19 protein-coding genes, 1 tRNA gene and 1 pseudogene are annotated in these 20,086 nt (G+C 62.6%); 15 read left to right on the top strand and 6 right to left on the bottom strand.

The genetic code is table 11. From position 1 onward, the window contains the following. From AC4FWB_RS21785 to AC4FWB_RS21740, 10 genes and pseudogenes are all read left to right on the top strand, one after another. The coding region (locus AC4FWB_RS21785) for a Calx-beta domain-containing protein (protein ID WP_491028307.1) at window positions 1–1,627 on the top strand (1,627 nt) is incomplete at its 5' end. A gap of 28 nt (window positions 1,628–1,655) precedes the next feature. Continuing rightward, the gene (locus AC4FWB_RS21780; RefSeq protein WP_491028306.1) at window positions 1,656–3,374 is read left to right on the top strand and encodes a type I secretion system permease/ATPase; all 1,719 of its coding nucleotides are present in this window, start codon (window positions 1,656–1,658) and stop codon (window positions 3,372–3,374) included. Beyond that, on the top strand, window positions 3,371–4,702 hold the full coding sequence (locus AC4FWB_RS21775; protein ID WP_491028305.1) for an HlyD family type I secretion periplasmic adaptor subunit: 1,332 nt from the start codon (window positions 3,371–3,373) through the stop codon (window positions 4,700–4,702). The genes AC4FWB_RS21780 and AC4FWB_RS21775 overlap by 4 nt, the downstream gene beginning before the upstream one ends. A 72-nt stretch (window positions 4,703–4,774) precedes the next feature. Then, window positions 4,775–4,921: pseudogene (locus AC4FWB_RS21770) on the top strand (JAB domain-containing protein); the annotation flags it as partial. Window positions 4,922–5,070: 149 nt separating this feature from the next. After that, the gene (locus AC4FWB_RS21765; protein ID WP_491028304.1) at window positions 5,071–5,949 is read left to right on the top strand and encodes a cytochrome c oxidase subunit II; all 879 of its coding nucleotides are present in this window, start codon (window positions 5,071–5,073) and stop codon (window positions 5,947–5,949) included. Window positions 5,950–5,970: 21 nt separating this feature from the next. Beyond that, window positions 5,971–7,740, top strand: a complete 1,770-nt coding sequence (ctaD, locus tag AC4FWB_RS21760; protein WP_491028303.1) for a cytochrome c oxidase subunit I — start codon at window positions 5,971–5,973, stop codon at window positions 7,738–7,740. Continuing rightward, the gene (locus AC4FWB_RS21755; protein WP_491028302.1) at window positions 7,737–8,441 is read left to right on the top strand and encodes a cytochrome c oxidase subunit 3; all 705 of its coding nucleotides are present in this window, start codon (window positions 7,737–7,739) and stop codon (window positions 8,439–8,441) included. The genes ctaD and AC4FWB_RS21755 overlap by 4 nt, the downstream gene beginning before the upstream one ends. Before the next feature lie 10 nt (window positions 8,442–8,451). Beyond that, the gene (locus tag AC4FWB_RS21750; protein WP_491028301.1) at window positions 8,452–9,171 is read left to right on the top strand and encodes a heme-copper oxidase subunit III family protein; all 720 of its coding nucleotides are present in this window, start codon (window positions 8,452–8,454) and stop codon (window positions 9,169–9,171) included. A 26-nt stretch (window positions 9,172–9,197) separates the two neighbouring features. Further along, on the top strand, window positions 9,198–9,596 hold the full coding sequence (locus AC4FWB_RS21745) for a cytochrome C oxidase subunit IV family protein (RefSeq protein ID WP_491028300.1): 399 nt from the start codon (window positions 9,198–9,200) through the stop codon (window positions 9,594–9,596). A 128-nt stretch (window positions 9,597–9,724) separates the two neighbouring features. After that, window positions 9,725–10,198, top strand: coding sequence for an aminoacyl-tRNA deacylase (locus AC4FWB_RS21740; RefSeq protein ID WP_320226593.1), 474 nt, complete (start codon window positions 9,725–9,727; stop codon window positions 10,196–10,198). Window positions 10,199–10,241: 43 nt separating this feature from the next. On the opposite strand, the gene AC4FWB_RS21735 is transcribed toward AC4FWB_RS21740, so the two are convergent. The 4 genes from AC4FWB_RS21735 to tig form a co-directional block, all read right to left on the bottom strand. Then, the gene (locus tag AC4FWB_RS21735) at window positions 10,242–11,060 is read right to left on the bottom strand and encodes a DUF2189 domain-containing protein (RefSeq protein WP_491028299.1); all 819 of its coding nucleotides are present in this window, start codon (window positions 11,058–11,060) and stop codon (window positions 10,242–10,244) included. Window positions 11,061–11,433: 373 nt separating this feature from the next. Beyond that, complete coding sequence (locus AC4FWB_RS21730) at window positions 11,434–11,814, bottom strand: c-type cytochrome (RefSeq protein ID WP_491028298.1); 381 nt, start codon at window positions 11,812–11,814, stop codon at window positions 11,434–11,436. A 229-nt stretch (window positions 11,815–12,043) separates the two neighbouring features. After that, window positions 12,044–12,568, bottom strand: a complete 525-nt coding sequence (locus AC4FWB_RS21725) for a hypothetical protein (RefSeq protein WP_491028297.1) — start codon at window positions 12,566–12,568, stop codon at window positions 12,044–12,046. Window positions 12,569–12,748: 180 nt separating this feature from the next. Beyond that, the gene (tig, locus tag AC4FWB_RS21720; protein ID WP_491028296.1) at window positions 12,749–14,248 is read right to left on the bottom strand and encodes a trigger factor; all 1,500 of its coding nucleotides are present in this window, start codon (window positions 14,246–14,248) and stop codon (window positions 12,749–12,751) included. Window positions 14,249–14,592: 344 nt separating this feature from the next. Here tig and AC4FWB_RS21715 point away from each other — a divergent pair. Continuing rightward, window positions 14,593–14,677: transfer RNA gene (locus AC4FWB_RS21715), tRNA-Leu, on the top strand. 330 nt (window positions 14,678–15,007) lie between these two features. Then, window positions 15,008–15,940, top strand: coding sequence for a COG3904 family protein (locus tag AC4FWB_RS21710; protein ID WP_491028295.1), 933 nt, complete (start codon window positions 15,008–15,010; stop codon window positions 15,938–15,940). 49 nt (window positions 15,941–15,989) lie between these two features. Here AC4FWB_RS21710 and AC4FWB_RS21705 read toward each other — a convergent pair whose 3' ends face one another. Then, window positions 15,990–16,571, bottom strand: coding sequence for a GDYXXLXY domain-containing protein (locus AC4FWB_RS21705; RefSeq protein ID WP_491028294.1), 582 nt, complete (start codon window positions 16,569–16,571; stop codon window positions 15,990–15,992). Beyond that, window positions 16,568–17,683: a DUF2157 domain-containing protein gene (locus AC4FWB_RS21700; RefSeq protein WP_491028293.1), complete on the bottom strand. Its 1,116-nt coding sequence runs from the start codon at window positions 17,681–17,683 to the stop codon at window positions 16,568–16,570. The genes AC4FWB_RS21705 and AC4FWB_RS21700 overlap by 4 nt, the downstream gene beginning before the upstream one ends. Before the next feature lie 234 nt (window positions 17,684–17,917). On the opposite strand from AC4FWB_RS21700, the gene AC4FWB_RS21695 reads away from it, so the two are divergent. The 3 genes from AC4FWB_RS21695 to trmFO all read left to right on the top strand — a co-directional run bounded on the left by AC4FWB_RS21695 (window position 17,918) and on the right by trmFO (window position 20,028). Continuing rightward, a complete protein-coding gene (locus AC4FWB_RS21695; RefSeq protein WP_071031999.1) occupies window positions 17,918–18,058 on the top strand; it encodes a DUF1127 domain-containing protein in 141 nt (46 codons plus the stop codon). 49 nt (window positions 18,059–18,107) lie between these two features. After that, window positions 18,108–18,248 carry a DUF1127 domain-containing protein gene (locus AC4FWB_RS21690; protein WP_071096637.1) on the top strand — a complete coding sequence of 47 codons (141 nt, stop codon included), beginning with the start codon at window positions 18,108–18,110 and terminating at the stop codon, window positions 18,246–18,248. A 370-nt stretch (window positions 18,249–18,618) separates the two neighbouring features. Beyond that, window positions 18,619–20,028: a methylenetetrahydrofolate--tRNA-(uracil(54)-C(5))-methyltransferase (FADH(2)-oxidizing) TrmFO gene (gene trmFO, locus AC4FWB_RS21685; protein WP_491028292.1), complete on the top strand. Its 1,410-nt coding sequence runs from the start codon at window positions 18,619–18,621 to the stop codon at window positions 20,026–20,028. The last annotated feature ends 58 nt before the right edge of the window (window positions 20,029–20,086 follow it).

Genomic DNA, 20,086 nt, shown 5'->3' with positions numbered 1-20,086 from the left:
CACCAGCGGCGGCAACTTCGAGGCGCTCGACACTTCCGACAAGGCGACGGTGACGGTCCACGACACCATCGACACCACCGCCATCACGCTGGACGACGTCAGCGTCGACGAAGGCGCCGGCACGGCGACGATCACCGCCCATGTCGCCAACGCCGTCACCGGCTCGGATCTGGTGATCAACCTCGACAACGGCGCCAGCGTCACCATCGCGGTCGGCCAGACCAGCGGCGTCTCCACCGCCTTCGCGATCGCCGATAACAATGTCTATGGCGACGGCACCAGCTACCAGGTTGGCATCAGCGGCACGAGTGGCGGCAACTACGAGCAGCTCGACACTAGCGACACTGCAACAGTGACCATCACCGACAACGATTCACCGCCGAGCTTCTCCATCAACGACGTCACGGTCAGCGAGGCGGCCGGAACCATCACCTTCACGGTCACCAAGACGGGCGCGACGGCGCTCCCGGCCACGGTGGACTACCAGGTGGCGCCTGGCACCGCGTTGGCCGGCAGCGACTACACCGCCGGACCCGACGCGTTGAGCAGCACGCTCAGCTTCGCGGCCGGCGAAACGAGCAAGACCATCACCCTGACGATCGTCGACAATGCGGTGTTCGAGCAGACGGAGCAGTTCTACGTCAACCTCAGCAACCCGACCAACGCGACGATTTCCGACAGCCAGGGCGTGGGCACGATCACCGACAACGACCTCAACGATCTCGGCGGGCCGACGGGCATCGATTTCGTGCCGACGCAGACGGGCAACAACGCCTTGCTGGGTCATTTCATCGGGCTGGGCGATCCGGATGCCACGGACACCTTCACGTTCAGCTACTCCGCGACATCCAACAACGCTCTTCCTGCGACAAACGTCTCGGTCGACTCGGCCGGCAATCTGACGGCGTCTCAATCGAACGCCGGCATCGGAGACTACACCGTCCACGTGACCGTCACGGATCAGGCGAACAACACGACCAGTGCGGATTTTCACGTGCTTGTCGGCATCAACGGAAACACCAGCGATACTCTCTCCGGCGGAGGCGGCAGCGATATCGTTGCCGGCTATAACGGCGGCGATACGCTGACCGGCGGCGCCGGGCGCGACTATCTGCTCGGGGGTCAACAAAACGACATCATGAGCGGTGGCGGCGGCAACGATGTGCTGCTTGGCGGCAGCGGAAATGATCAATTCCGGATGATCGCTCCGAGCCTGAACGGCACCGACACCGTTCTGGACTCCCTCGTCGGCGGCCACACGATCGGCCTTCAGCAGGGCGTCGACGGCTGGAATGCGGCCAACACCACTGCGACCACCGCAGGTGCCGCGCTCAGCGCCTCCGACTATCAGAACCGCAACGCCATCACCAACATCGCGATCGGCGACACCAACAAGGTGGTGGAGATCCAGAGCGCGCAGACCGCCGCTCAGATCACCAGCGGCATCGGCGCCGCCGCCCATGCCTACGTCGCCGTCTTCAACAGCGACACCGGCAAGGGCGAAATCTGGTACGACGCCAATTGGAGCGATACGGGAGGCCGCGTGCAGGTGGCCACGCTGGACGACGTGACGAGCCTGACGCAGTTGCTTGGGCTCGACAACACCAAGTTCGTCGAGTGGACCTGAGCGGAACCTCGGCGCGCCGGTGGCAGCGATGAACAACGCCCTGCAACTCGCCCTCCAACGCTGCCGCGGCGGCTTCGCCGCGGTGGCCGGGTTCAGCTTCGTCATCAACCTGCTCGTGCTCTCGACCTCGGTCTACATGCTGCAGGTCTATGACCGCGTGCTGCCGGGCCGCAGCGTCGAGACGCTCGTCTATCTGACGCTGATTGCGGCGGCTGCGCTGGCGGCGATGGGTGCGCTCGAATTCTTCCGCTCGCGGCTGCTGGTGCAACTGGGCACCTGGATCGACCGGGTGCTGTCGCCGCAGGTGCTGGGCCGTGCGCTCGAAAACACGTTGCGCGGCTCCTCCTACCGCACCGAGGCGCTGCGCGACCTCGCCACGCTGCGCGGCTATCTCGGCGGCGGCGGCATCATGGCGCTGATCGACGCGCCGTGGATGCCGCTCTATCTCGCCTTCATCTTTCTTTTGCATCCGTTGCTCGGCCTTCTGGCCCTGGGCGGCGCTGTTGTGCTGTTCGGCCTCGCCCTTGCCAACAACGCGCTGACGGCGGGCACGCTCAAACAGGCCAATGCGGCTTCCGCGCGCGCTTACCAGGCGGCGGATGCCGGCTTCCGCAATGCCGAAGTCATCGACGGGATGGGCATGGGCGGCGTGCTCGCGCGGCGCTGGGACGCGGCCAACGCTTCCGTGCTCGCGCTGCAGACGACTGCCAGCGACCGGGCCGGCCTGATCAACGCCTTCACCAAGCCATTCCGTATGTTCCTGCAGGTCGCCGTGCTGGGCCTCGGCGCCTGGCTGTCGCTGCGCCACGAGGTCTCGCCCGGCGCCATGGTCGCCGCCTCAATCATCATGTCGCGCGCGCTCGCCCCGGTCGAGCAGGCCATCGCCACCTGGAAGCAGACCACCGGCGCGCGCGAGGCCTGGGGGCGGCTGAACCGGCTGTTCGAGACGCCATCGCTGCGTCCGCCGGGCATGGAATTGCCGCGGCCGCAGGGACGGCTCTCGGTCGAGGCTGTCACCTTTACGCCGGCCAATGCCAAGGAGCCGGTGCTGAGGAACCTTTCCTTTGCCGTGTCGCCTGGTCAGGCGCTTGCCGTGATCGGGCCGTCGGCGGCCGGCAAGTCGACGCTTGCGCGCCTGATCGTCGGCATGGCTTCGCCGCAGCAGGGCCAGGTGCGGCTCGACGACGTCGACGTCTTTGCCTGGAACCGTGACGATTTCGGCGCCCATGTGGGCTACCTGCCCCAGGACGTCGAGCTTTTTCCAGGCAGCGTGCGCGAAAACATTGCCCGCATGGAAGAAGGCGACCCGGCGGAGGTCGTGGCCGCCGCCCGGATGGCCGGCGTGCACGAGATGATCCTGAGGCTGCCGAACGGCTACGACACCGAGATCGGCGAACAGGGTTCGGTGCTCTCCGGTGGGCAGCGCCAGCGCATCGGCCTTGCCAGGGCGCTCTATCGCCGCCCGGCGCTGGTGGTGCTGGACGAGCCGAACTCGAACCTCGATGCCGTCGGCGAGGAAGCGCTGAACCAGGCGATTGCCGCGATGAAGAAGGCGGGCTCGACGGTGGTGATCGTCGCCCACCGGCCGTCGCTGATGGTGAACGTCGATTGCGTCCTGGTGCTCGCCGAGGGCCAGGCGCAGAAATTCGGCCCGCGCGACGCCGTGCTGGCGCAACTTCGCCGTCCCGAGCCGTCGTCCACCGTGCCGCCGGTCCGGGTCGTGAGTACCGAAAGGGTGGCGTCATGATGGAAGCTGCCCTGCAATTGCGCATGCCGGCGCCGCCGCCCGCCGCGCCAGCGGTCAGCGGCCATATCTTCGGCGGTCTGACGGTCATCGCCCTGCTGTTCGGCTCTTTTGGCTTCTGGGCGGCGACGGCGCCGCTGACAAGTGCCGCGCTCGCGCCGGGCGTGGTGAAGGTCGACAGCAACCGCAAGACCGTGCAGCACCTGGAGGGCGGCATCATCCGGGAAATCCTGGTTCGCGAAGGCGACGTGGTCAAGCAGGGCCAGACGCTGGTCCGCCTCGACGGCGTCGACGCCGAATCCGACCGCGATGCCGTGCGCGGCGAGCTCGACTCCGCGCTCGCCAGCGAAGCTCGCCTGACGGCGCAGCGCGATGGCCTGAGCACAATTCCCTTTCCGGCGGACTTATCGTCCAGGCGAAGCGAGCCGGCCGTCGCCGAGGCCATGGCCGGACAGGAACGCATCTTCCGTGACCAGGCCAAGGTGCAAGCGTCGGAGGTCGAGGTCTGGCAGCAGAGGATCGCCCAATACCAGGCCCAGATGTCGGCGCTCGCCGCAAGAGTTGCGGCCTTCGAGATCCAGTTGCCGTCTCTGCGTGAGGAGCTGGCGGACGCCAGCACACTTCTCAAGAAGGGCTATGGCGTGAAGTCCCGCGTGCTCCAGCTGGAGCGGCAGATCATCGCCGCCCAGGGCGAGGCCGACTCGAACCGAGCGAGTATAGAAAGCTTGCGACAGCAGGTCGCCGAGGCGGATGCCCAGATCGACAATGGCCGGCTCTCCTATATCAAGAAGGCCGCCGAGGATCTGCGTGACGTTCAGACCAAACGCTCCGAACTCGAAAAGGCGCTTCAGAAGACCGGCGCGCGCGCCGCGCGCCAGGATGTCGTCGCGCCGGAGGATGGGGTGGTGATGAACCTTCGCTATTTCACGCCGGGCGGAGTTGTCCCTCCGGGAGGGATCATTCTCGATCTCGTTCCCAACCAGGACAAGATGGTGCTGGACGTCAGGATTCAGCCGCTGGATATCGACGTCGTTCGCCCCGGTTTGCCGGCGACGGTGCGGCTCGTGGCCTATAAGCAGCGAACCACTCCCACTTTGGAAGGCGCCCTTGCCCGTGTTTCAGCCGACGCAGAGGTCGACGAGCGCAGCGGAGCGACGTTTTTCAGGGCGACTGTCGAGGTGAGCGCCGATGAGCTCAAGAAGCTCCCTCAAGTAAAGCTATATCCGGGAATGCCGGTGGACGTCTCCGTTGTCACCGGCAGGCGAACCCTGCTCGAATATCTTTTCCAACCGGTCGCCGACAGTTTTGCTCACGCCTTTAAAGAGGAGTGAGCAGTAACAGGGTTCGGGCTAATTCGCCCGCGCGTGCTCGGACAAGCGCTAAGCAAAGGGCCGTTTCTTGCTTCCGGCGACCCGACGCCCTCGCGCGCCGACATCGAGATGACCAAGCAGATCATCGATACGGCCAAACCGCTCGGCATCGCCGTGCACGACCACATCATCATCGGCCGCAAGGGCAACGCCTCGATGAAGGGCCTGCTGCTGATTTGAGGCGTTGCCCGACGTCCGCAGTTTGCAGGCGCGAACAACATCGTGCCCTCGTCAGCTAGGCTCTGGAATTTCAACCGGAAATCGAGCATGATGCGGCTTGGTATCTCGGTTGAATGCTTAGCGCTCCTGTGAATACCGGAGGACGGGACATGGCCATTGCGCTTGTACTCGTTTTGGTCGTCGTGGGCTCGGTGTTGTTCCACTTCCTGAGCCCATGGTGGTGGACGCCGATTGCCTCGAACTGGGACTATATCGACAACACCATCATCATCAGCTTCTGGATCACCGGCGTCGTCTTCAGCGCCGTCGTGCTTTTCATGGCCTATTGCGTGTTCCGCTTCCGCCATCGCGAAGGCAATCGCGCGGTCTATGAGCCGGAGAACAAGCGCCTCGAATGGTGGCTGACGGTCGTCACCGCCGTCGGCGTCACCGCCCTTCTGGTTCCAGGCCTGTTCGTCTGGAGCCGCTTCGTCAACGTTCCAAGCGAGGCGGCCGATATCGAGGTCATCGGCCAGCAATGGCAATGGAGCTTCCGACTGCCCGGCAAGGACGGCAAGCTCGGCACTTCGGACACCCGCGACGTCACCGCTGACAATCCGCTGGGCGTCGATCCCAAAGATCCCAACGGCCAGGACGATGTCCTGGTCGAGGCCGCCGATCTGCATCTGCCGGTCGGCAAGCCTGTCAAGGTGCTGTTGCGCTCGGTCGACGTGCTGCACGATTTCTACATCCCTGAATTCCGCGCCAAGATGGACATGATCCCGGGTTCGGTCACTTATTTCTGGTTCACCCCGACCAGGACCGGAACCTTCCAGGTCTTGTGCGCCGAGCTGTGCGGCCAGGGACACCCGCTGATGCATGGCGTGGTCATGGTCGACACAGAGCAGGATTATCTGGCCTGGCTCGGCCAGCAGCAGACTTTTGCGCAATTGTCGGCGCCCAAGCAAACAGGCTCGGCAAGCCAACCGTCAGGAAAGACGTCCGGTTTGGACGTCGCGGCAAAACTCGAAACGCTCGAGGCCCGCTGAACAGGGCACGGAGGCGCTCCCATGGTCGACGTCACACCCGCAGATGCCGTTCCGCCCGCCGAAGTCGCAGAGGTGGAACTTTACCATCCGCACAGCTGGTGGACGAGATATGTCTTCTCGCAGGACGCCAAGGTCATAGCGGTCCAGTATTCGGCGACGGCGACGGCGATCGGCCTTGTGGCGCTGGTGCTGTCCTGGCTGATGCGCCTGCAACTCGGCTTCCCCGGCACGTTCGACTTCATCACTCCGGAGGCCTATTACCAGTTCATCACCATGCACGGCATGATCATGGTGATCTACCTGCTTACCGCGCTCTTCCTAGGCGGCTTCGGCAACTATCTGATCCCGCTGATGGTCGGCGCCCGCGACATGGTCTTTCCCTATGTCAACATGCTGAGCTACTGGGTCTATCTGCTCGCCGTGCTGGTCCTGGTCTCGAGCTTCTTTGCGCCGGGCGGGCCGACCGGCGCGGGCTGGACGCTCTATCCGCCGCAGGCGATCATGACCGGCACGCCGGGTGGTCAGGACTGGGGCATCATCCTGATGCTCTCCTCGCTCATCCTGTTCATCATCGGCTTTACCATGGGTGGCCTGAACTATGTCGTGACGGTGCTGCAGGGCCGCACGCGCGGCATGACCTTGATGCGCCTGCCGCTCACCGTCTGGGGCATCTTCACCGCCACCGTGATGGCGCTGCTCGCCTTCCCGGCGCTGTTCGTCGCTTGTGTGATGATGCTGCTCGACCGCCTGCTCGGCACCTCTTTCTTCATGCCGGCGATCGTCGAAATGGGCGAGCAGCTGCAGCACAATGGCGGCAGCCCGATCCTGTTCCAGCATCTGTTCTGGTTCTTCGGCCACCCGGAAGTCTATATCGTGGCGCTGCCGGCCTTCGGCATAGTGTCCGACCTGATCAGCACCCATGCGCGCAAGAACATCTTCGGCTACCGCATGATGGTCTGGGCCATCATCGCCATCGGCGCGCTGAGCTTCTTGGTCTGGGCGCACCACATGTATGTCAGCGGCATGCATCCCTATTTCGGCTTCTTCTTCGCCACCACCACCTTGATCATCGCCATACCGACCGCCATCAAGGTCTATAACTGGGTGCTGACGCTGTGGCGCGGCGACATCCATCTCACCATACCGATGCTGTTCGCGCTGGCCTTCATCGTCACCTTCGTCAATGGCGGCCTGACGGGCCTGTTCCTCGGCAATGTCGTCGTCGACGTGCCGCTCTCCGACACGATGTTCGTCGTCGCTCACTTCCACATGGTCATGGGCGTCGCGCCGATCCTGGTGATCTTCGGCGCGATCTATCACTGGTACCCGAAGGTCACCGGCCGCATGCTCGACGAGACGCTCGGCCGCTTCCATTTCTGGGTTACCTTCCTCGGCGCCTATCTGATCTTCTTCCCCATGCACTATCTCGGCCTGATGGGCATTCCGCGGCGCTACGCCGAGCTGACCGACATGACCATCATGACGGAGTCGGCGCACCACCTGAACTCGTTCATCAGCATCATGGCCTTCATCGTCGGCTTCGCCCAGATGGTGTTCCTGTTCAATCTGATCTGGAGCATCCGCCATGGCCGCGAGGCCGGCGGCAACCCGTGGCGGGCGACGACACTCGAGTGGCAGACACCGCAGACGCCGCCCGCGCATGGTAATTTCGGCAAGGAGCTGCCGATCGTCTATCGCTGGGCCTATGACTACAGCGTGCCGGGCGCCAAGGAGGACTTCATCCCGCAGAACGTGCCGGGCGCTTTCGGCCCCTCCAGGGAGCCGGCATGAGCGTCATCCTGGTCTTTCTGTTGGTCGTCTTCGGCTTTGCCGGCTGGTGGCTCTCCCACCAGCGGCTGACGGCGAAACCCTGGCTCGAGCAAGGCACGGCCGGGGATTTCGTCGGCCTCGACCGGTCGGCCCTGCCCACCGCCAAGATCGGCCTTGGCGTCTTCCTCGCCGTCGTCGGCTGCCTGTTCTCGCTGTTCACCAGCGCCTACTTCATGCGCATGGGCCTGTCGGACTGGCGCCCGCTGCCGCTGCCGCGCCTGCTCTGGCTGAACACCGGCGTGCTGGTGCTGAGCAGCATCGCGCTGCAATGCGCCGTGGTTGCCGCGCGCAGAGGCCAGATCGACATGGTCAGGCTCGGTCTTGCAACGGCCGGGCTGACCGCCCTCGCCTTCCTGGCCGGCCAGTTGATGGCATGGAGGGAACTGACCGAAGACGGCTATCTCCTGGCATCCAACCCGGCCAACAGCTTCTTCTACCTGATTACTGCAATGCACGGCCTGCACATACTGGGCGGGCTGGTCGGCCTTGGCAGGACGAGCGCCGGCGCCTGGAACGGCGCGCGGCCGGAGCGGCTGCGCCTCAGCGTCGAGCTCTGCGCCATGTATTGGCACTTCCTGCTTTTCGTCTGGCTCGGCATCTTCGCCGTTCTGGCCGGCTGGGCGGCGGCGTTCATCGACATTTGCCAACGGCTGCTGACCTAGGAGACCGGCGATGGCTGAGACGACCCTGACGCATTCCAGCTCGATGACCCGCCCCGACGGCTTGCGCGGCATCGCGGCCGACTGGGCCTCGGATCAGCGCGCGTTCAAGAACGTGTCCTGGGGCAAGGCCATGATGTGGATCTTCCTGCTCAGCGACACCTTCATTTTCGGTTGCTTCCTGCTTTCCTACATGACGGCGCGCATCTCCACGCGCGTGCCGTGGCCAAATCCGAGCCAGGTCTTTGCCCTCAACATCGGCGGCACGGAGATCCCGCTGATCCTGATCGCCATCATGACCTTCGTGCTGATCTCGAGCAGCGGAACCATGGCCATGGCGGTCAATTTCGGCTACCGGCGCAACCGCCGCAAAACCGCGATCCTGATGCTTTTGACCGCCGCGCTCGGCGCGACCTTCGTCGGCATGCAGGGCTTCGAATGGACCAAGCTGATCATGGAAGGGGTGCGGCCCTGGGGCAATCCCTGGGGCGCCGCGCAGTTCGGCTCGTCCTTCTTCATGATCACCGGCTTCCACGGCACCCATGTGACGATCGGCGTGATCTTCCTGATCATCACGGCGCGAAAGGTCTGGCGCGGCGATTTCGACATCGGACGCCCCGGCTTCTTCACCAGCCGCCGGGGCCGTTACGAGAATGTCGAGATCATGGGCCTCTACTGGCACTTCGTCGACCTCGTCTGGGTGTTCATCTTCGCCTTCTTCTATCTTTGGTGAGAGGCAGGCTTTGTTGAGAGGCAGATATGGCTGAAGCAACCGCAAACGGTCTCGGGCAACACGCCCTTCATCCTGCCCACGCGCATGATGCGGTGCCGGTGGCCGTCGCTGAGGCGCATCAGGAACACCCGATCAAGCTCTATCTGGTGGTCTGGGCTTGGCTGTTCATTCTCAGCACCTGCTCCTATCTGGTCGACTATTTCGGCCTCCACGGCTACCTAAGATGGTCGCTGATCCTGATCTTCATGATGCTCAAGGCAGGACTGATCGTCGCCGTCTTCATGCATATGGCCTGGGAGCGGCTGGCGATGATGTATGCGATCATCCTGCCGCCGATACTGGTTCTGGTTTTCGTGACGATGATGGTCTTCGAGGCCGACTATACGCTGTTGACCCGCATCGCGTTTTTCGGGCCCGGCCCCTGACACGCGATCTGAATCCAGCCGCAGCATAACCGGCCTGAAACGACGGATGCCGGTGCCATGAAACAATTGGGCCGCCTATCCATTTTGGTTTGGCGGATGCGTCGTGAACTCAAGCAAAGGAGGCGGAGATGACGATAGCAAACAGACTGAGGGATTTTATCGACGGCAAGGGAATCCCATACGACACCGTCGCTCACCATCGGACCGCCACCAGCAGACAGAGCGCCATCGCCGCGCATGTGCCCGGCAGCATCATGGCGAAGTCCGTGCTCGTTCACCACGAGCTCGGCTATGCGTTGGCCGTGGTTCCAAGCACCCACAGGATCGAGCTCAACAAGCTGCAGGACGTCATGGACAAACGCCTAGGGCTCGCTTCCGAGGACGAGGTCGTATCGCTCTTCGATGATTGCGACATCGGCGCCGTACCGCCGATCGGCGCGGCTTATGATGTGCCGGTCATTCTGGACGAAAGCCTCGGCGACGCCGCCGACATCTATTTCGAGGGCGGCGACCACAAGACGCTTGTCCATGTCAGCGGCAAGGATTTCCGCAATCTGACCACGGGCGCGCGTCAGGCACGGTTCAGCCACCCGGCCTACTGAACGGCGCTTGCATCGTCGCCGGCGCGCAATGAAAGGGACCTGCTCAGTTCGCCGGCCGGGGGGTGGCCGGCAGTTCCACGACCTTGCGGTAGACATGCCAGGTGGCGTGACCGAGGATCGGCAGCACCACCGCGAGTCCCGCGAATACAGGCACTGAGCCGATGATCAGGGCGACGGTGACGATCAGCCCCCAGACAGCCATTACGATCGGGTTCGCCAGCACCGCGCGCACCGAAGTATGGATGGCTTCATAGGCGCCGACGTCCCGGTCGAGCAACAGTGGGAAAGCAATGACCGTCGTGCACAAGACCACGACAGCGAAAACGAAGCCGATGGCGTGCCCCAGGATAATCAGCGTCCAGCCGCGTCCGGTGGCGAATATCTCATTGATGAAGCTGGATATCGATTCCGGCGGAGCTGGGCCAAAGAGGTACTGGTAGAACATCTGCGCCGTCAAAAGCCATGTGATGAAGATTGCGAACAGCATGACCCCGACCGCCGCGATCGCCGGCAACGCCGGAGAATTCCTGACCTCGAAAGCGTGCCGCCAGGAAGCATCCAGCCCTGCCTCCCGCCTGCGGCTGATCTCATAGAGGCCGATCGCCGCAAACGGACCGATCAGCGCAAAGCCGGACACCAGCGGAAACAGCAGAGGCAACGCGTTTGCTCCCGATGTCCAGGCGGCGAGCACGACGCCGACGAGCGGGTAGATCAGGCAGAGAAAAACGATATGCGAGGGCTTGACCATAAAATCCTCGACGCCGCGCCTGAGCGCGTCGAAGAGGTCGGATACACCGATCTTCCGAATTCTCGTATGCTCCAGCGTCTCGCTGGCACCTGCAATCACGTGGAAGCTTGCCATGACCGTTCCTCCAGATCAGGTCCGGCAAGGTCGCGGGTTCTCACGGTGCTACCGTTCTGCATGGCTGGCCACGCAAACCGCGACCTGCACCGACGCTAACATACCCCGTTGCGCCCGATTTGTCGCCTGCCGGCCGGCCGCAGCAGCGCTGGCTCCAAAGGTTCTTTTTCGGTATTCTTAGTGTGCGAAGGTGAACGTCATGGACACGCGGACACTTCTCATACTCGGCCTTGGCATCATTATTCTGCTGCTGTTGGGATTTTTTGCGCTGCCGGCGTGATCGCGCCGAACGCGATATTCAGCAGCGCAGTTGCCGACCGTCCTCCTTCGGAATAAGCAGGCGACCACCAAATGGAGCCTGGCAGGGCGTTGCTTACTTGGAAAATTGTTTCAGGTAAGCGATGACGTTGGCTATGTCCTTATCGTCCTTGAGGCCGGGGAACGCCATCTTCGTCCCTTTCACCATGGCCTTGGGATCGTGAAGATACGTTGTCAGTGTCGGCTCGTCCCATTTGACGCCGGATTTTCCCGCCGCGATCATGGCCGCGGAATAAGTGAAATCGGGATGCGTGCCCGCCGTGCGTCCAATGACGCCGCTCAACGATGGACCAACCTTGTTCTGGTCCTTGTCAGCGACATGGCACACCTTGCATTTGGTGAAGACCTTCTCGCCTGCGGCGGCATCCTGCGCCTGCGATGGGCTCGCGAAAAATGTCGTGGCGGACAAGGCAATGAAAAACACGGTTGCACGCATGGCACTTCCTCCCTGATCGTAGTTTGCGTCGGACGATCCGCACCACGCCAGCCCCGCTGGCGTGCCTGCACGGCAGAGCGGAATATCCGCGCCTCTTCAGTGGAAATTGCGGCACCTACATACCACAGAATCGTCTCAATGGGTAGAAAAAGCCAGTTTTTGCGAAGGCTTGAGACGTACGCGACGGTGAGGGCTGCCGAGATTGCGAGCCTGTTCCAAACGGCAACGATCAGGGTGGATCGGTGTTGCAGCTCGCAGCAATCTGGCCGACCGCTTCCGGGAGTCCGGCGAGATCGAAATCGGCCTCGCCGCGTCCGGACAGCAGGCCGAAGCGCCATGACAGCAACAGCCGGCTCGCCGAAACCAGTCGCTTGATGCCGTCATCGCCTTCCCTGACCAGCAATTTGCCGCGCGGGCCGACAGACCAGCTCTCGTCGAATTTGCTGCTGCCGTCGACCATGACCGACATGGTGATCTTGCGGCTGGCCGAAACCGCGTCGTTGAGCTGCAGCCATTCGCTCCAGCGCGGTTCGCCGTCAGGCCGGCAGGCCAGTGTCAGCACCGGACTGTAGCCCAGCGCCCCGTTGCCGGTGATCAGCTTGTTGGTGGCGTAAAGCGAGGCCGTCACCTGGCCGTCGCTGGCTGCATCGACGCGCCAGTTGCCGAGATCGGGCCCGGCCTGAACCGCATGGACCGCGGCAAGCAAGAGCACCGCGGCGACGACCACGCCCCTCACCTTGAATGCCACTGTCACCTGCGCCTCCAAACGACCCTGCGAAATGCGATAACGCGCAGATAATCATCAACGTTCGGTATCGCCAGCAGCGGCCATTCATCTGAAGTTGGTAGTGTTGCCGCGCCGCAACAACAAGAACAGCAACGAAAAAGGCCGCCTCGAGGGGCGGCCTTTCGAAATCAGGTTATTGAGCCGTTTTTACTCGGCGTCCTTGGCGGCCTTCTTCTTCGGCGCGGCCTTCTTCTTGGGCTCTTCGGCCTCGTCGGCGGCTTCGCCCGCCTTTGATTCACTCGTCTTGGCCTCGGCCTTCTTCGAGGAAGCCTTCTTCGCAGGCTTCGCCTTGGTCGCGGTCTCAGCCTCCTCGTCGTCGGCCATCAGCTCTTCCTTGCTGACCTTGACGTCGTCGACCGAGATTTGGCCGAGCAGATAATCGACGACCTTCTCCTCGAACATCGGCGCGCGCAGCGAATTGATCGCCTCGGGGTTGCTGCGATAGAACTCGAAGGCTTCCTGCTGCTGGTTGGCCGGGAAGCGGCGGACCTGCTCGAACAGGCCGCGCTGCAGCTCCTCGTCCGACACGGTGACGCCGGCCTTCTCGCCGATCTCGGCGAGGACCAGGCCGAGACGCACGCGGCGTTCCGCAAGGCGCATATACTCGGCGCGCGCCTCTTCCTCCGTCGTCTCTTCGTCGGCGAAGGTGCGGCCGGCGGCTTCGAGATCGCGGTTGACCTGCGCCCAGATGTTGTTGAACTCGGCCTCGACGAGCTTCGACGGCGCCTCAAAAGAATAGGCCGCATCGAGTTGGTCGAGCAGCTGGCGCTTCACCTTCTGGCGGGTCATCGAACCGAACTGGTTCTCGATCTGGCCGCGCACGATATCGCGCAAGCGCTCCAGCGATTCCAGACCAAGGTTCTTAGCCGTTTCGTCATTGACTTCGAGCGCGCCGGGCTTCGACACTTCCTTGACGGTGACGTCGAAGGTGGCTTCCTTGCCGGCCAGATGCGCCGCCTGGTAGTTCTCGGGGAAGGTGACGGTGACAAGCTTCTCGTCGCCCGCCTTGGTGCCGATCAGCTGGTCCTCGAACCCCGGAATGAACTCCTTGGAGCCGAGCACCAGCGGCTGATCGGTGCCGGCGCCGCCAGCGAAGGCCTCGCCGTCGATCTTGCCGACATAGTCGATGGTCACACGGTCGCCTTCGGCGGCCTTGCCGTCCTTGGGCTCGTAGCTGCGCGCCGATTCGGCGACCCGCTTCACCTGGTCTTCGACTTCCGTCTCCGGCACGTCATAGACCTGACGCTTCACCTTGATGTCGGAGAAATCCTTGATCTCGATCGCCGGGATGACCTCGTAGTTGAGGCGGAATTCGAAGTCGGCGCCGCCGGCCAGGATCTTCTCGGCTTCCTTCTCGTCCTCGGTCATGATCACTTCGGGCTGCATGGCGGCCTTCTCGCCGCGGCCCGAGATGATCGAACGGGTCGAGTCGTTGAGGATCTCGTTGACGACCTCGGCCATGAACGACTTGCCGTACATCTTGCGCAGGTGCTGCACCGGCACCTTGCCGGGGCGGAAGCCGTTGATCCGCACCTTGTCGCGGGCATCGTTCAGCCGCGCCATCAGCTTGGCTTCCATGTCACCGGCCGGCACGGTGATCTTGATCTCGCGCTTGAGACCGGAGTTGAGCGTTTCGGTGACCTGCATCCTAAAACCTTTGTTTTCACCAATGAGGCAGCCAAACGGTTCTTAGCCGTTCACAGCCTGCCGGTATAATCTTGCCGGAAATGGCTTTTGGTACGGAACCTGGCGATTTGACCGCTAATGCGGCTCAAACTCTCCTGAACTGCGCTTCCAAAAATGTGAAGAAGTCTTTGTTTTTCCTACTTCTTCTTACATTCTGCAGAAGCGGATAGTCGCGTCCCGTCACATTCGACACGCCTTTTGTCACAGGCTAGGCTAATTTTCAACCATCTTCGCGATTAGGCGAATGACGCTGATCTGGACCCCGACATTGACAGAATGATGGCTACATGGGATTGCCGGGGAACGCGGATGTGGCGGAATTGGTAGACGCCCTGGATTTAGGTTCCAGTGCCGAAAGGCGTGGGGGTTCGAGTCCCTTCATCCGCACCACCCTTCGCTCTTCGAGCTTCGGGTGGCGAGCCACCTGGAGATCGGTGGGCAAGGGGCCGCCCTGAAGCCTTGGCAAGGAAGGACCGGAGCCATCAACTCCTGGCGGTGCAAGCAAGGCCCCTACGCTCGCTGAGACAATCCCGCTTTTGCGTATCCGACGCACTTGAAATAGCCCGTTAACAGGTTCTTAGTTGCACAGGCGGGTTGGGGCTCTGTCAGGTTGTGCGCGTAGTCTGTCTAGTCCTTGGGGTTGGGTCAATTGTCGCGGCAGCGACATGTCAGGTCGAGGCTTTAGAGTACACTTCGGCTTCCTCTCCGGACCGGCGGCCAATGCTCGTTGTCTCCGGTGAGTTTGGCGCCAATGAGTCCTTGAACGGCTTTAGCCGCGCGGTTGTGAGCAGCGGGGCCAGGGTGATTGTATTCAACTCCCCTGGTGGCAACGTCGGCGGTGCTATTCGGTTGGGGCGTATGATCCGCGCGGCAGGGTTGGATACGCTTCAGGTCCGCCAATTGCAGTGCGCTTCAGCCTGCTCGCTGGCCTTCCTGGGTGGCATCCATCGTGTTGCCGAACCAGGTTCTATCGGCATTCACCGGGCGTTTCTCAAACCGGTTGACGGGATGTCCACCGAAGAAGCGGAGGCCCGTGTCCAGCTCGGAACGGCCGCAATCATATCGTACGTAATCGAGATGGGAGTGGACTCCAAGCTGATAGAATTGGCTTCGAGCTATGACAAGCATGACATAAGATACCTGTCGGCCAGCGAAATGGCTGACTTGCGTGTGACCAATGCCGCAGCGAACCAATCGCCCGCAGATACATCGCAGGTGTCTACGAGGCCAAATCCGGCGCCCGTGCCTGCTCCTGCACCCGATGCCAGGCAACAGCCGGAAAGCGTTGCGGTCGCCTTCGTCAGGGATCTCATCGAGCATCATGGCGACAACGACGATTTCGCTCTTGCTCAAGCTCAGGCGTCCTACGCTCAAACGGTTGACTACTATGGCAAGTCGACGAACCTGAGCTCGATCATTCAGGACAAGAGGAACTATTATCAGCGATGGCCTGAACGCGGATATAGCGTCCGCAATGACAGCATTGCGGTCACCTGCGCTGATGATCGCTGCATGGTCTCGGGCGTCTATGACTGGGTTGTGCGCAGCCCCTCGATACACAAGCAGGAAAAAGGCGTGGCAAACTTCAGCTATACGATTTCGATCGGTCCTTATCCCAAAATCATCGCAGAGACAGGCAGTGCTCAGCGATAACCGGGACCACCGTGAATGCGGACCGTCGTGCTGACGCCAAGGCCCCACTCTAGTAAAGCGGCTCCTCGAACAGCGTTTTGTCGCCGTCCATCAGCGCCTTGATCTGCGCCGTGCCATTGGCCGATAGCGCCAGCTTGATGCCGAAGGGCCGCACACGCATATCGTTCTGGATCGCCATGCCCTGGCCTTCCGGCAGATAGAAGCGATCGATCCCGTATTCCGGCGCGATCGTCATGTCGGGCGAGCGCAGGTCCCAGCCCTCGGCGACGTGCCCTCTTATGTCGGTTTCGTCCGGGCCGGCCGGCGCAGGCGCCTGGCCGAACCAAGCGGTCGTTGCCTGCCAATAGCCGTCGATGCCCTTCTTGAGCCGAACCACGATCGACGTGTCGTCGCTGAAAGATTTGCCCTGCGGGATGTTGGCGATGAGCTTCACCGGGATCCGCGCTATGTTGTTGCCGATCGCAATGTAGTCGCCACGCAGGAGATCGCGCGGATCGACGGGCTCGATCTTGAGCAGGACTTCCTTGCCGTTGCGCAGGATGGCCGCGCGTCCGGCAATGATCCAACTGAGGAAACCTATCTGGACGAGCGCCAGCACCAGCGCCGCGATGATCAGTTTTTTCCCGCTCATGCCGCTGCTCCTGAGGCGGGCGCCCTCATGCGTTTTTCAATGCGGATAATGACTAGCGCCAGGATGCCGAGCAGCACGGCCGCTGCCAGGAAGAAGCCGGCCGTGTCGAGCATCGATTGCAGCATCACCACATAGATGATGGCGAGTTCGAAGGCGAAGCCGGCATAGGCCGCCCAGCGCAAGCCCCGGCTCTCTCGCCCGCCGAGCATGATCGCCGCGACGATGCCGGCGAGCGCAACCGCCGAGGCAATGGCAAAGCCGCCGTTGTAGATCGCCTCGTCGGCCAATTCGAACTGGACCATTGCCAGGCCGGCGAGGAAGCCGATGAGAGCATGCAAGGGCAGCCGGCCGCCGAGTTGGACGATGCTGTCGAGGGGGTCGGCGGCGAAGATCGCGGCCGCGAACAGCAGCGCCGAGACGAGCACGAGCGGAATGGCGACCTGGAGCGTGTTGTGGTCGATCGCCAGCAGCACGAGATAGAAGACGATCGACAGGATGATCAGGTGTCGCGCCGCCTGGCTGCGTGTCCAGAATGAAATGGCGAACAGCACCAGCGCTATTGCCGCGAAAAGATATGGAAACTCGGCGCGGCGGAAAAATCCGCCCCATTTGAGGAACAGCCAGGCGTCGGCGATGCCGACGGAGGCGACGGTGAGCGGGTTCGAGCGCAATGCGATCGCCGCCAGCGCCGTGCCGACGCACCACGTCAGCAGCGCCGAGGCCTCGTCGCCCGACAAATGGTACATCTGGCCGATCAGCGCGATCGATCCGCCGAAGGCCGCGGCGGCGACGATCCAAAGCGCCTCGCCGATCGCCGCGTGATCGCGCGTCTTCAAGAATGCGCCGCCGACATAGCCGCCGAGGATGACGGCAAACAGCGCCGCCACGCGCGCCAGCCGCGGAATGGCTTCCCAATTGGCCGCGACGAAGATCAGGATCGCAGCGCCGAACAGCAGTGCGGCCATCATCGCCAGGATCGAGCCGAAGCTCAGCGAGGTGCGCTCATTGGCGGCCACATCGCGCGTCAAAGCTTCGGCTGTCGGCGTATCGATCAGGCCCGCGTTCCGCCAGCGGGCGATATCCGCCCTCACCTTCGTCGCATAGCCCGCCATGCGTTTCCCCCGAGCTTGGTCATTTTTTCAGCCGCACGGCCCAAACCGTTGACGCAGCGGCATTTTCCGATTCGGTCTTCTTTGTGTCGCAAGCGTGAATGGCCGTTAATGTTGCATTGCACAATTTGCATTGCTGCCATGCGCCAATCGCACTTTTAAACCGATATGATCCCACCTATTTTCTGTTCGTACACAAACGGAATGATCCGAACCAAAGACGAAACGAGCACTACCATGAACCTGATCCGCAACTACCGCAACTGGCGCCGCTACCGGGAAACCGTTTCCGAGCTGAGCCGCCTGTCGAACCGTGAACTGACCGACCTCGGCATCAGCCGCAGCGACATCCACTACGTCGCCCGCAAGGCGGTCTAATCCGCTTCGGACCGCGAATGGTCCGAACCAGTTTTGAAAGAGTAAGGCAATGAACCTGATCCGCAGCTATCGCAACTGGCGCGTTTATCGCGAGACGGTTTCCGAGCTGGGTCGGCTTTCGAACCGCCAGCTCCATGATCTCGGCATCGTTCGCGACGAGATCAAGATGATCGCCCGCAAGGCGGTTTAATAGGAATTTCGCCAGGGTCGACCTCCTCCCCGACCCTGACGGATACGGTCAACCTTCACCTCCTCCCGAGGGTTGACCACCGAAACGGCGCCCGCCGGACCTCCTCCCCCGGCGGGCGTTGTTCTCGAGAAAGGTTTCGCCCCTTTTCAAATGGCGAAAAGAATTTCGTCAAAGCCGACCTCCTCCCCGGCGATGACGAATACGGTCGATCTTCACCTCCTCCCGAGGATCGACCCCCAAAACGACACCCGCCGGACCTCCTCCCCCGGCGGGTGTTGTTGTTTTTGGGGCAGGCTTTGCCGTCCTTCCGGCCTCTGCCGGCTTCGCCCGCCAATTGCAATCCCTGCGGCAAGCGACTATTCCGGCGCTCATGAGCAAAAATCCCGTTCACGTCATCGGCGGCGGCCTCGCCGGCTCCGAAGCTGCATGGCAGATCGCCGAAGCCGGCGTCCCGGTCGTGCTGCACGAAATGCGCCCGGTGCGCGGCACCGACGCCCATAAGACCGACGGTCTGGCCGAGCTCGTCTGCTCCAATTCCTTTCGTTCGGACGATGCCGAGACCAATGCGGTCGGCCTGCTGCATGCCGAAATGCGGCTCGCCGGCTCGCTGATCATGAGCGCCGGCGACGCGCACCAGGTCCCGGCCGGCGGCGCGCTTGCCGTCGACCGCGACGGCTTTTCCGACGCGGTCACCGCGAAGATCGAAGCGCATCCGCTGATCACGATCCAGCGCGAGGAAGTACCCGGTCTGCCGCCGGCGGAGTGGGACCAGGCTATCATCGCCACCGGGCCGCTGACAGCGCCCTCGCTTGCCCAGTCGATCGCCGAGGCAACAGGCGCCGATGCGCTCGCCTTCTTCGACGCCATCGCGCCGATCGTGCATTTCGACACGATCGACATGGATACCTGCTGGTTCCAGTCGCGTTACGACAAGGTCGGTCCGGGCGGCACCGGCAAGGACTACATCAACTGCCCGATGGACAAGGAGCAGTATCTTGGCTTCGTCCAGGCGCTGCTGGAGGGGCAAAAGACCGAATTCAAGCAGTGGGAAGGCACGCCCTATTTCGACGGCTGCCTGCCGATCGAGGTGATGGCCGAGCGCGGCGTCGAGACGCTGCGCTATGGGCCGATGAAGCCGATGGGCCTGACCAACGTCCACAATCCGTCGGTCAAGGCCTATGCCGTGGTGCAACTCCGCCAGGATAATGCGCTGGGCACGCTCTACAACATGGTCGGTTTCCAGACCAAGCTGAAGCATGCCGAGCAGGTGCGCATCTTCCGAACCATTCCAGGGCTCGAAAACGCCGAGTTCGCCCGCCTCGGCGGCCTGCACCGCAACACCTACATCAACTCGCCGACGCTGCTCGATCCGTCGCTGCAGCTCAATTCGCGCCCGGGTCTGCGTTTCGCCGGCCAGATCACCGGTTGCGAAGGCTATGTCGAAAGTGCGGCGATCGGATTGCTTGCCGGCCGTTTCGCCGCCGCCGGGCAGCTCGGCCAGGCCGCTTCGCTGCCGCCGGCGACCACCGCCTTCGGCGCGCTGCTCAACCACATCACCGGCGGCCATATCGTTTCCGACGACGAGCCCGGAAAACGCTCCTTCCAGCCGATGAACGTGAATTTCGGCCTGTTCCCGCCGGCCGAGGCGCCAAAGGCCGAGGGCAAGCGCCTGCGCGGCAAGGACAAGACCGTCGCCAAGCGCCGTGCCATCACGGCCCGTGCGCTGGCCGATTGTCGGGTGTGGTTGGGCCTGCCAGCGCAAGCGCAGGCCGCGGAATAAGCTTTTCGGTTCCGATTGGACGGACCATATAAAGTAGGATATCATCCTACTTTATATG

This window comes from Mesorhizobium sp. LEGMi-168a (genome assembly GCF_058312955.1).
Note: the sequence above shows the minus strand (reverse complement) of the source record. Positions and strands in the feature narration are given on the sequence as shown.